We start from the raw sequence: 11,780 nt of genomic DNA, 5'->3' as shown, positions 1-11,780 counted from the left end.
AGAAATAACACTATTTAGCATTGGATAAAATGAATACTTTTTAGCAGTCACATCCTTTTTCTCTTCTAAACTCAATGATCTTTACTGGGGATTAGTATTGAGATCATCGTGAGACAACTGACTTTCACTTACCTCATTCGCATCATAAAGGTCATGCTTAATCTTAGATGAGCTGATTTCTGGCGTCCGTGGCAAATACACAACGTTTACGCCTTCATCTTTTAGAAAATCAAACTTTCCCTTCCAGTCATCCCCCATGACAAAGGTATCAATGTGGTATTCCTTCATATCGCTCTTTTTCTGATCCCAGCTTTTTTCGGGAATAACCAGATCAACATATCTAATTGCTTCAAGCAACTGCTTACGTTCTTCATAAGAAAAATAGGTCTTTTTATGCTTTGAATTCCAGTTAAATTCGTCCGTTGACAAGGCCACGATTAAATAGTCGCCCAAGGCTTTAGCCCGGCGCAATAAGTTAATATGGCCGTAGTGAAGCAAGTCAAAAGTACCATAAGTAATAACTCTTTTCATCGGCCTACTCCTTTCTAAAAAATCTTTACCTTAATTATACAAAAAGTCGGATCCAATGTCCGACTTTAGTTGATTAACTTACTTTTTTAGTTTTTAAGCCCATGGCCTTCCGAATCAAGTTACTGATTCTTTGCCGTTCAGCAGTTGAAATGTTTTGGTATGACACGCCATCTTGCATGTAGCCAGTCCCATGAGTGTAATCTGATTCCAGATTTTTGGTAGCTGCCAGGTAGTTCTTGGCCAAACTAGTCATGTCAGAGAAAGTCATGTCAGTTTGGACTTGCTTAGACAAAGACGAAATGAAGCTGGCATTAAGCAAAGTCGTTGCACTTTCTGCCTTCTTCATTAAAGCTGCCAAGATTTGTCTTTGTCGCTTTTGCCGGCCATAGTCGCCTTCTGGGTCATCGTAACGCATTCTGGAGTAGGCTAAGGCTTTAGCCCCATCCATGTGAGTCTTTTCGCCCTTAGTAAAGGTGTAGCCTTCATAAGTGAAGGATAAGTTTGGCGTAATGTCGACCCCGCCAACCTTGTTGATAATGGTCTTCAAGCCCCCCATATTGATCAAGACATAGGCGTTGATTGGAATATTGAAGTACTTCTTCAAGACCTTGGCTAATTCTTTAGCATTCCCGTATGCATAAGCCGCATTTAGCTTTGATGGTGAATTTTCTGGGTAATCCGGTAGGTTGACCTGCATGTCTCTTTCAAAACTGACCAGGGTTGTTTTCTTAGTCTTAGGATTTAAGACCGCAACCATAATGGAGTCAGTTCGGCCTTTGTAGGTTCTGCCCAAAGCCCCAGTATCAGTCCCCATCAAAAGGATAGCGATTGGTTTTGAATTATTCAAAACCGAGCTCTTGCTCCCATTTTCTGCATCGGATAAACCACCAGATCGATAAGCGGTATTTGCTGCATTCTTTAGGTTGTTGTATTCATAGGCAGCGACACCACCTAGACCTACTACAATCACTGCAATTACTGTCCAAAAGATTTTCCAAAACTTGTTCTTTTTCTTGCGCTTACCAACTCTAGTATTCAAATCATTACTCACAATTTTCACCAATTTTCTATCTTTCTAAGTCAATACTTCAATTATAAAAAAGATCAAGCACAATGTCTCAGATTATCCAAATTTTTATCTTTTTTTAAAGAAAAAGCGAGCAAGCAAATATAATAAAAGCAAAAAATTCCCGCAGATTGCGAGAATTTTTAGATTGCTATCGTCTAGACTTCTTTTACTTAAAGTTGCCAGACTTGATGTATTGTGATTTTGCCACAGCGTAGTACTTCTTCCCCTTGAAGACAACTACTGAACCATAGGTAACCTTCTTGGTCCCCTTCTTCAGAGCCTTCTTAGCGTGAACAAGTTTCTTGCCCTTCTTGGTGTAAACGTAAGCGTTCTTCTTAAGAGTTCTCTTCTTACCAACAGTAACGTTGCCAGCCTTGATGTACTTGCCATTAGCCAGCTTGTAGTAGGCCTTGCCCTTAATTACTCTTACGCCAACTGCCTTGATGTACTTGCCCTTCTTGTAAGTTGAAGCCTGAGCTCTCTTCCCCTTTACATTGTACAAGGCAGCATTGCTCTTCAAGTAGAGGTAGTTACCGATATTTTCAAAGGTTTCCTTTGAACCTGACTTGTGGTTGAAGAGGTACCACTTGCCGTTAATCTTGCGGAAGCCGTAAACCATTTGACCAGTCTTAGGGTCGTAGTAAACAGTCTTCTTTTGGCTAGCAATGCGCTGGAAGCCGGTCTTCATTGCTCCAGTCTTGCTGTCAAACAGGTACCAGTGACCATTAATCTTTACTTGGCCGTAAGTAACGCCGCCGCTAACTGGGTTGAGGTAGTAAGTCTTACCATTAACCTTTTGGAAGCCATATTGCATCCGGCCAGTTGCTGAGTCGTAGTAAACAGTCTTGTTTTGGTTTGCAATCTTTTGGAAGCCAGTTTGCATTACACCGTCTTGGTCAAACAGGTACCAGTAGCCATCGATGTAGGCTTGGCCAACAGTCTTGGCACCACTAGTAATGTTGAAGTAGTAAGTCTTACCATCAATCTTTTGCCAGCCGTATTCCATTTGGCCAGTTGCTGAATCGTAATAAACAGTCTTGTTTTGATCAGCAATGTATTGGAAACCGGTTTGCATCTTGATGGTACCATCACTAGTGTTATCGGTGTACAGGTACCAGTGACCATCCTTGTTAACTTGGTAGCTGAAAGTATCAGTTGAAGTCTTAGCTTCCTTCAATGATGAAGCAGCCAGTGACAACTTAGGACTGTTTTCGTTCCAGTCCCAAACACCTTGGTCAGTAACTGAGTTTGCCAAAACTTGAGTCTTGTTGCAGTCAATCAAAACCAAGAAGCTTGGCCCAAGAGTTGCGTTCTTCCCCTTACCAGAAGCCTCACCTCGGTTACTCATATAAGCATTAACTAAAACGACGTGGTTAGCGAAGTAGTCCTTGTCATAAGATACGCCATTGATCGTGATCTTGTCACTCTTCAAGTTGGCTGGGTTGATCTTGACCACGTAGTATGAGTAAGTAGCAGTCCGCCAAGTTGAAGGTACGGATGCACCAAGCACCAAGCCGTCACCATTCAAAGGAGTAAATCCACCATCGGCTTTGTCAGAAACAAAACCCAGCATTGCAACGTTGTCACCAATATTGCTGTTGGCTTTAAACAGCAAGTCTGTATCCGTCGTACGAGTAAGCCGACCAACTGTAAAAAGATAATACTTGCCGTCTAGCTTGATCAAATCTGGACGTTCAATCTCATCACCAGATAAAACAGTCTTTACCAGTGGTTGATAGAGAACCAGCTTACCGTTTTCATCAGTAGCTACCTTAGGATTCTTAGGATCGCTCATGTCCAACTTGAGCAGGCCGATTGCACCATTCGCAACTGCTGCCCTCTGGTTTAAAGTATCGCTGTTAACCAGCTTGAGCAGTTCACTCAAGTTGTAAGCAGCGTTACCACCATATCTGCCCCATTCATAAATGTGAGCGCTACTTTCTGCTTCATCACCTAAGTCACCGGTAGCAGTTTCGAAAGCAATATAGTAGGTTCCGTCACTATCTTTAAAGATATGTGCATCACGCAGTTGCGGATTATTAACACTACTGTTGGTGCCATTCTGCCATTGTGAGAAGTTTTGATACACAGTACCATCACCAACAAAGTAAATATGGTCGTTTTCAACATTCTTAATGTAGACACCATCAGCATTTTGACCAATATTGATAGTTGCCGTGGCCAGTTTTTGGTTATTTTCGCCGTGATAAACAACATTGGTATAGAAAAGCTGGATTGAACCATCTGCGTTAAGCATAGCTGAACCGGACCATTGACCCGTCGATGGATCATTGTTATAGCCAAAGATTGAACCAGCAACCTTCCAGTTAGCAAAATTGTTGTCACCATACTTGTTGTAAAGAAGGTAAAGGTGGCTGTCACTCTTGTGAGGGATCCCCATCATCGCCACAACTAATTGATAGCCATTCCAGTTTTCAACATAACCAGTTTCTGGATCTTGAACTGGCCATGAGTCCCAGATGTCCATCGTTGCAGTTTCGCCAGTTTCTGCATCCTTAACCTGTTCAAGACCTGGCATGTTAGCGATTTCGTCTCCCTTGAACAATGGGATTTGTGAACTTGACTCTCTATTAACGATCTTATTAGCGATTGAGTCATAGTCCTTCATCGTGTATTGATTGTCTTCAGTCTTAGTCAAGACAATCTTGTTTAAAGCAGCAATTTGCTTGTCAGTCAGCGAATCAAGAGTAACCGTGCTGCCTTCACGAATAGCAGCTGCCAAAACCTTCTTAGCAGTGTCATTTAACTTAGCAAAGTTATTCTTAGCAGTTTGAGTATTTAGGTAGCTGTACAATACAGAACCTTGACCGATGTTTTCGTTTGAAACGTCTTCACTAACGTTTTTCTTGCCGTTAGCAGAAGTTTCATCACTAGTCGTCGTACCAGTAGTTGAGCCTGGGTTGTCACTGGCTGAACCTGGGTTGTTGGTGGTGTTACCAGTGCTCTTAGTGTCGGTATCGGCACCAGTAGTCGTACCAGTGGTACCCGGGTTGGTTGGATCTGGAGTACCAGTGGTTTGACCGTTGTTAGTCGTCGTACCAGTGGTAGTTTGGCCATTGTTGGTCGTCGTACTAGTGGTAGTTTGGCCATTGTTAGTCGTCGTACCAGTAGTAGTCTGGCCATTGTTAGCAGTCGTACTAGTAGTTTGACCGTTATTGGTCGTTGCATTAGTATTAGCCGTAGCAGCAACTGCAGCCGTCTTTGTTGCGGTATCAGTGTTGTTATTTACAGTATCAGCTTTAACAGTTTGCGTCTTGCTAGCACCGGCTAACAAACTCAGCGCAACAGCTGATGCCATCAAATATTCTTTGCCAAATAGATTACGTTTCTTTTCTTCCTTTTTCATCTTTTTATACATGCTCCCTTTTAAAACAGGATTTAAACATTAAAAACAAACAGAGATGCTAAGTCAAAAGAATAACAAAGCCTAACTTTAGTTTACAACAAAATCCTTCACTTTTTCTTCAATATATTTGATTTCTTGTTTTTTTAAAGATAGTGGGTTAGATATTAATTGATTTTCTGCTTTTATCTTTTCATAAAAAAGTTAATCAGGAATATTACTATGTTACCTTAAGCATATTTCTTGCATCCCCACTCTTGCGGGGTGTAAGATAACGATTAGGAAAAGGTAAGAAAAGATTTAGCCTACCTTTTCTAGCCTGGCCACTAGGCAACTTGTGGACTGGCAATATTGGCACGGTTACTGGGTATCTACCTAGTCTATGCAAATCGCTTAAAGTGATTAAATCAATCCCTTTAGTGCATTAGTTGCCGTCATACTCTTTTCTTATTGCATTTTTTACACACATTATATCTTTTTGTATAGTTTCAACAAATTACACATTACGTACTACTAGCATATGATTGGTTCTTTTCTTAAAAATTGTATTTGTGCTGATTCCTTTTTTATTTTATAAACACGCAATCATATGCTTTCCCCTTTTTATATCACCATGAGAAAGAGGAGCCTTGACACTTGATCAAGACTCCTCTTTTCTTTTGCTCTTTCCTCAAGGTTTACTTCTTAATTTTTGTTACCTTTAATTTCCCTGCATTCAAGCCAATCTGACTGAGCGTCTTGGCAAAATGGCTGTAACTGCCTATCTTGTCTGACCGTCCATGGCTCCCCTTAAACCAATAGTTTTCCTGATTATTCTTAAAAAAGAAAGCTAAATCAGAATTATCATTGGCTGCATTTAGGGAAATACTGCTGCTTCCTACTGGAACTTTCTTAACATAAACATACTGCGGTTTTGCCCCATTCACTGGAAATAATTTTGGCAGATTGTTCAACGTTGCCTCAGAGGTACCAGGAATCAGCAAGATCAGCAAGTTACGCTCCGTCTGTCCGGTTTCATTATCCACCTTAACAAGTAGAGTGTGTTTCCCCTTCTTTTCTTTTACCCACAAGTTCATTCCTGCAGCTTCAGCTTTTTCCGGAAGCTTTTGAGCTGCATTTTTTAAACCTAGATTATTTTCCTTAAGGCGTTGGTTCTCCGTTTTCAAAGACGAATTTGCCGCTGTCAGCTTGCTATTTTGCCTCTTCAGGCTCGACTCCGTCGCCTGGCTCTGTTTCTGCGTTATGTATAATTCTTCATCAACCTTGTCCTTGGCCCGGCTGACCCGCACCGCTTCATAGCTGAGCCAAATCCCGGTCCCCATAGCCACGAAGCCGACAACTAGCGACAGGACCGTCAGCCAGGTTAGCCAATTTCGCTCCTTCATTTTTTCTCCTCCACATCTTAAATCACAATTAAGCTTTCAAGAAATCCCTTTCATTATACAACGATCAAAGCAAAAAGGCAGGTTTTCCCCTGCCTAGCGATGTTCAGCCATGTCAGACCGCATCAACTTTTCAATAATCTCAATATATTCTTGTGGCACCAGATGTCCCTGGTAGGTCAAGTGCAGGCCCTGCTCGCTTAAGTCAACTACCCGCTGCGCTTGGGGGTCGGCTGCTTCAACTTCATCCGTTAATTCTTCTATTGGCCGCCCAGCCATGATGCTGGCCTTGGGTACGCCGTACAGCTTGGCCAGCTTCTCAATTGCCTTCATCCGGGGCAATTTCCGTCCCACTTCCCAGTTGGAGATGGTCTGCTTAGAAACGTTCATTTCTAGCGCTAATTCCTTCTGGCTAATGCCGTACTTCTTTCTCAATACCCGCAAATACTTGCCGACCATGTTTCTTCCCATATTCATCGTCCTCACCGCCTAACGTGCTACTCAAAGAATATCACATTTTAGGCAAAAATGAAATATTTATGAATTTTTCTTTTAAAGTTTACTAAGCAAAATTTAGGTAAAAAGAAAAAGGCCCGCATCAAAGATGCAGGTCTTAAGATAAAACTTTTTTCTTTTAGTCAAAAATTAGATGACCATTTCGGACTTCTTTTCCCGGTTCATCAGGGAAATAATGGTCTTGCGGGCATCAGCGCCGTGGTTGACAACCGCGTCAACAGCAAAGACGATTGGCATTTCGACGTCATACTTCTTAGCCAGTTCCAGAGCAGCTGGAATGGCGTTGATCCCTTCAACCACCATGCCAACTTCCTTCTTAGCTTCTTCAGCGCTCTTGCCTTGGCCGATCAGGTAGCCAGCGTTGTTGTTCCGGCTTTCCTTACTGGTGGCGGTCACGATCAAGTCACCCATGCCGGCCAAGCCGTCAAAGGAAGCTTCCTTGCCGCCCATTTTCAGGCCCAGTCGCTTGATTTCAGCCATCCCGCGGATGATCAAGGCTGCACGCATGTTGTCGCCGTAGCCCAGCCCAGAGCAGATCCCGCTGGCCAAGGCGATAATGTTCTTCAAAGCGCCGCAGAGTTCAACGCCCAAGCGGTCAGAGTTGGTGTAAACCCGCATGTTTTGGTTCATGAAGACGTCTTGAACCTTTTCAGCAATTTCCTTGTCTTCGCAAGCGGAAACGATGGTAGTTGGCAGGTCCTTAGCCACTTCTTCAGCGTGGGTTGGGCCAGACAGGGCAACGTAGTGGACGTTGTCGTGCTTGCCGTCTTTCTTCAATTCGTCAGCGATAACTTCCGTCAAAGTCAAGAGGGTGTCTGGTTCAATCCCCTTAGCTACGTCAACGATGATTTGACCATCTGGAATAAATGGTGCGGCCGTCTTAGCGGTTGATCTGACAAAGACGCTTGGTACGGCGAAGAGGATGATGTCCTTGTTTTCGCAGGCTTCTTCGACATTCTTGGTAAACTTGATCGCGTCAGGAATAACCATACCTGGCAGGTTCTTTTGGCGACGAGTAGTTGAGAGTTCGTCGACTTCTTGTGGCAGAGCAGACCAAACAGTTACTTCATGGCCAGAATTGCTGAGCATCCGCGCCAGCGCCATGCCCCAAGTACCTGCTCCCAAAACACCGATTTTTGCCATATTATTACCTCACTTAGTTTGTTATTTTCCTTATTTATAAGGGCAAGCCAAAAAGCTCGCTCCTCCTAATCTTATATATTATAGCACTTGCAAAAAATGATTTAGTTAAGCTGAATAACAATTATCAAAAAATTACCTTTCAGCCAAAAATAAAGGACGTCCCATTACTGAAATGAGGCGTCCAGTTGAGAATAGCCGTAAATAAAAGGTGTAAACAAAGAACAGCTATTAAATATCTCCAAGTGAAAAACGCAAGAGCAATCGTGTTTTTAGAGGTAACCGCTTACCCTTGTTGCTTATATTTTAAGACCGTTTTCATATGAATGCAATACATTTTATTAATTTAACCATTTTTTATGCACTTTTTTGTCGATAAAAAGCGATCCACCTAGATAGTGGATCGCTTCTTAGGGCTACCGGCTTTTTAGTAACTTTCTTCGCAGTCTTTTTGACATCCGTTATACCACCGTTCCTAGCCGATACAACCGCTTAACCAAGCCTTTTAATTATCACGATAATAGGTAAAGCTATAGCAAATCCCATTTGTTTTTTCTTATGTTGTTTCACCAACAAAGGCTTTATAATAAAGCTAGGAAAAGTTTTTTTCAGCTTTATTATATTTCTACAATTTTTTTATTAGAAAACAAGCGTAAAAATTCCCATCTTTTGTAATTATGTTGTGCTTAGAACGATATAATTATTATATAAATAACCTTATTATAAAAAAGCAAGGTGTATTATGTTCAAACTGTACAAAAAAGCCAATCACAGCGACTACGGCCTGATCATTGCCGCCGTAGTTTTGTTGCTGATGTTTAACCTGAGCTTTCTTTACTACGTTCAAAACAAGCAAAGAGACATCGAGCGCCATCACGCTCAAAGTTTAGCCAACAACTTCTCCCGCATTCTTAATGAAGAAATGAAAAATTCCCTGTCCCTGACCACCACTTTAAAGGAGGTCATACTCTCCCACGATGGCAAGGTGACAAATTTTAATGAAACTTCCGCTGACCTGTTAAAAAATAGCTCTGCTGTCCGCGCCTTGCAGCTGGCGCCGGCCGGCAAGGTCACCTACATCTACCCCTTAAAGGGCAATGAAGCGGGCAAGATCGACCTGTTAAAAGACCCAGTCCGTGCCCCCTTGGCCAAGTACGCGATTTCGCACAAGACCACGGTCATCCAGGGTCCCACTACCCTGAAGCAGGGCGGCAAGGGTCTCATCATCCGGACGCCAATTTTTATCAAAAAAAGTTCTGGGGCTTCTCCATCGCCATTATCAAGGTTCCGCAGATTTTTACCAGTACTGATAAAAACCTCCGCACCGCTGGCTACAACTACCTCATAGAGAAGCAAACTTCACCAACCAATAAGAAGTACGTTACCGTCATGAAGCGGGGCAGTACCGCCAACGATCCTCTGACCTTAACCTTTAAAACGGACGGTCCAGCCACCTGGCGCTTGTCATTATCGCCGGAAGCTGGCTGGAACTACATGCGGGGCAACTTGATCATTGGCTACATCTTAATTTTTGACCTGGTCATCCTTTACCTGGTTATCTGGGCCGTCAGCCACCTGATCGCCAACCGCGTCTTAAAAGAAGAAGCCGGCCTCGATCCCCTGACCCAGGCCCTCAACCGGCAGGGTTTTGACCTGGCCTTGAGCGATTTAGGCCAAAAGGGCCAGCAAACCACCGTCATCATGCTGGACATTGACGACTTCAAGTCCATCAACGACGTCTTTGGCCACCAGGCAGGGGACATGGTCTTAGTTGAACTGACCAAAAACCTACAGGACAACTTTGGTGCTCAGGCCATTATCGGCCGCAATGGCGGGGACGAGTTCGTCGTCGCCATGCCCGGCCCGATGAGCGACTGCCGGCAAATCATTGAAAAAATGTCCAAGCTCAAGCAAAAGGTAACCCTGGATGGGCAGGAGATTCCTTTTTCCATTTCCATGGGCTACAGTGAATTCCCAGGGCAGGCAACGAACTACGAGGAGGCCTTGAAGTACGCCGACGCCGCCTTGTACGAGGTCAAGATGGCCGGCAAGGACAGCTTTGCCAGCTACAGTTCTTCAATCTCCAAGCACCAGCAGCACAACCAGCTCGGCCTAGGCTTAAGAGCCTTGGTAGCCGGGGACCCGACGCCCCTGATGGTGATCCAGGTCAAAAGCATGGAAGTCATCTACGTCAACAAGAGCTTACTTGACCTCTTTGTCTGTGAGCTTTCCAGCGACTTTTACGACCACTATGATTCCAGCTTGCTAAACCTGCTGGCCCCAGACGACCGGGAACGGGTTAAAGAGGAATTCACGGACTTTATTGCAGAAGCCGAAGACGAGGAACGCTTCCACTCTGACGGCCACATTTTGACCGTTGACGCCCGGGTCGTCCCGGTTTACTGCGATGTAAAGTACTCGATCAACCAGCGCTATGGTCCACTGGTTTTCATAGGCTTCAACCTGATGCTGTAATTTTTGGGGAGGATTTATTATGGATAATGATGAAAAGTTAAACATACCTAACCTGCAAATCCTGGGGCAGGACACCAGTCCCCTATTTGCCGGAGCCAAGGGTGAAAAAGGCGCAGGCGACCTGCCGACTGGCTTAGCCCACCACCCGGCCTTTAGCCAGGTCTTTCAAAAGGGCAAGTTGACTTTTGGCATCATGGCGCCCTTTATGGGCTACCCAAGTACGCCAATTCCTGATACGGACACCCTGTTTGCTAACGCCCAGAAGGCCGAAGCTGCCGGCTTTAGCGCCTTGTGGGTGCGGGACGTGCCTTTTTACGCCCCCTATTTTGGCGACGTGGGGCAAGGGATTGACCCCAGCGCCTTTTTAGGTGGCTTGTCCCTAGTTACGAAAAAGATTGCGCTAGGTTCCGCCGGCTTCATTTTGCCAGAGCGCAACCCGGTCCACGTTGCTCAAATTGCGGCGTCTATCGACCGCTTGACTGACCACCGCTTTTTACTTGGCTTAGTTAGCGGCGACCGGAAGAACGAGTACATGGCTTTTGGCCGTGATTGGAAAAAGCGGAGCGAGATCTTCCGAGAGGGCTGGAAGCTGACCAAGCCCCTGCTGACCAAGCCGGATCATCCTCACTTCAGCGGCGAATACTACAACAAGCTAAACGGGACCCTGAGCCTGGTGCCAAAGCCGGATCCCAGCTGCCCAGTGCCGCTGGTAGCGATCGGCCGCTGCCGGCAGGAGCTGTCCTGGATCGCCAACGAGCCAGATGCCTGGATCTGGCACGGGATCGGGATCGACGAAGACGAGACTAGTCAGGTTGTCGCCAAGCTGAGCGACTTGAACGAGGATGGCAACTGGCACCCCTTCGGCTACCAAAACTTCGTGGAGCTGTTGCCAGACCCAGACGCGCCGTGCCGGCTCTACAACCGGATTTACCTGCGGGGCGGCGCGCGGTCACTTGCGGCCTTTTGGAAAAAGCAGCGTCAGCAAGGGCTCAGCCATGTTATCGTGAACTTGAAGCCAACCGACCGGCCGATCGACGAGTGCCTGGAGGACTTCAACAAGTATATTTTTGATCAAGTTAATGAAGATTAGAAAAAGTGAGCCAGTTGGCTCACTTTTTTGCTTGGCTTTTCCCTAAAAGTTTTCAGGTGAGGGGCTTTTCCTCCCTAAAATATTTCAGTTGAAGCCAAACCAAAAGAAATAGGGAATTTTTTCTTCGTTCTGAAATCTTTTAAGGCAATTTAGACAAGACGAAAAAAGAGAGCTACTTTCGTACAATGTCATTAAGTTAAGACATTGACTTTG

At 44.6% G+C, this 11,780-nt stretch carries 9 protein-coding genes; 3 read left to right on the top strand and 6 right to left on the bottom strand.

Annotation, left to right across the window (positions count from 1 at the left end; all coding sequences use genetic code 11):
• Nucleotides 1-81: 81 nt before the first annotated feature.
• From tagD to FC20_RS06195, 6 genes are all read right to left on the bottom strand, one after another.
• Nucleotides 82-531 carry a glycerol-3-phosphate cytidylyltransferase gene (tagD, locus tag FC20_RS06220; protein WP_008460463.1) on the bottom strand — a complete coding sequence of 150 codons (450 nt, stop codon included), beginning with the start codon at nucleotides 529-531 and terminating at the stop codon, nucleotides 82-84.
• Between the two features lie 73 nt (nucleotides 532-604).
• Nucleotides 605-1,582, bottom strand: a complete 978-nt coding sequence (locus FC20_RS06215) for an LCP family protein (protein WP_008460460.1) — start codon at nucleotides 1,580-1,582, stop codon at nucleotides 605-607.
• Nucleotides 1,583-1,766: 184 nt separating this feature from the next.
• Nucleotides 1,767-4,967: a glycoside hydrolase family 68 protein gene (locus tag FC20_RS06210; protein ID WP_056945340.1), complete on the bottom strand. Its 3,201-nt coding sequence runs from the start codon at nucleotides 4,965-4,967 to the stop codon at nucleotides 1,767-1,769.
• A 674-nt stretch (nucleotides 4,968-5,641) separates the two neighbouring features.
• On the bottom strand, nucleotides 5,642-6,349 hold the full coding sequence (locus tag FC20_RS06205; RefSeq protein WP_008460457.1) for a hypothetical protein: 708 nt from the start codon (nucleotides 6,347-6,349) through the stop codon (nucleotides 5,642-5,644).
• A gap of 93 nt (nucleotides 6,350-6,442) precedes the next feature.
• Nucleotides 6,443-6,817, bottom strand: a complete 375-nt coding sequence (locus tag FC20_RS06200) for a helix-turn-helix transcriptional regulator (protein WP_008460456.1) — start codon at nucleotides 6,815-6,817, stop codon at nucleotides 6,443-6,445.
• A 174-nt stretch (nucleotides 6,818-6,991) separates the two neighbouring features.
• Nucleotides 6,992-8,005, bottom strand: coding sequence for an NAD(P)H-dependent glycerol-3-phosphate dehydrogenase (locus FC20_RS06195; protein ID WP_008460454.1), 1,014 nt, complete (start codon nucleotides 8,003-8,005; stop codon nucleotides 6,992-6,994).
• Between the two features lie 739 nt (nucleotides 8,006-8,744).
• On the opposite strand from FC20_RS06195, the gene FC20_RS06190 reads away from it, so the two are divergent.
• Genes FC20_RS06190 through FC20_RS06180 form a run of 3 tightly spaced genes read left to right on the top strand, consistent with a single transcriptional unit; the run spans nucleotide 8,745 to nucleotide 11,567 of the window.
• Nucleotides 8,745-9,350 carry a CHASE domain-containing protein gene (locus FC20_RS06190; protein WP_008460451.1) on the top strand — a complete coding sequence of 202 codons (606 nt, stop codon included), beginning with the start codon at nucleotides 8,745-8,747 and terminating at the stop codon, nucleotides 9,348-9,350.
• Nucleotides 9,351-9,391: 41 nt separating this feature from the next.
• Complete coding sequence (locus FC20_RS10095) at nucleotides 9,392-10,477, top strand: diguanylate cyclase domain-containing protein (RefSeq protein ID WP_008460450.1); 1,086 nt, start codon at nucleotides 9,392-9,394, stop codon at nucleotides 10,475-10,477.
• Nucleotides 10,478-10,496: 19 nt separating this feature from the next.
• Nucleotides 10,497-11,567 carry an LLM class flavin-dependent oxidoreductase gene (locus tag FC20_RS06180; protein WP_008460448.1) on the top strand — a complete coding sequence of 357 codons (1,071 nt, stop codon included), beginning with the start codon at nucleotides 10,497-10,499 and terminating at the stop codon, nucleotides 11,565-11,567.
• Nucleotides 11,568-11,780: the final 213 nt, after the last annotated feature.

This window comes from Lactobacillus equicursoris DSM 19284 = JCM 14600 = CIP 110162, from assembly GCF_001434815.1.
GTDB classification, from domain to species: Bacteria; Bacillota; Bacilli; order Lactobacillales; family Lactobacillaceae; genus Lactobacillus; species Lactobacillus equicursoris.
This window is presented reverse-complemented; position numbering and strand designations above follow the sequence as displayed.

Coding starts and splice junctions, on each gene's coding strand:
- tagD (WP_008460463.1), bottom strand. CDS start 531: ATGAAAAGAGTTATTACTTATGGTACTTTTGACTTGCTTCACTACGGC.
- FC20_RS06210 (WP_056945340.1), bottom strand. CDS start 4,967: ATGAAAAAGGAAGAAAAGAAACGTAATCTATTTGGCAAAGAATATTTG.
- FC20_RS06205 (WP_008460457.1), bottom strand. CDS start 6,349: ATGAAGGAGCGAAATTGGCTAACCTGGCTGACGGTCCTGTCGCTAGTT.
- FC20_RS06200 (WP_008460456.1), bottom strand. CDS start 6,817: ATGGGAAGAAACATGGTCGGCAAGTATTTGCGGGTATTGAGAAAGAAG.
- FC20_RS06195 (WP_008460454.1), bottom strand. CDS start 8,005: ATGGCAAAAATCGGTGTTTTGGGAGCAGGTACTTGGGGCATGGCGCTG.
- FC20_RS06190 (WP_008460451.1), top strand. CDS start 8,745: ATGTTCAAACTGTACAAAAAAGCCAATCACAGCGACTACGGCCTGATC.
- FC20_RS10095 (WP_008460450.1), top strand. CDS start 9,392: ATGAAGCGGGGCAGTACCGCCAACGATCCTCTGACCTTAACCTTTAAA.
- FC20_RS06180 (WP_008460448.1), top strand. CDS start 10,497: ATGGATAATGATGAAAAGTTAAACATACCTAACCTGCAAATCCTGGGG.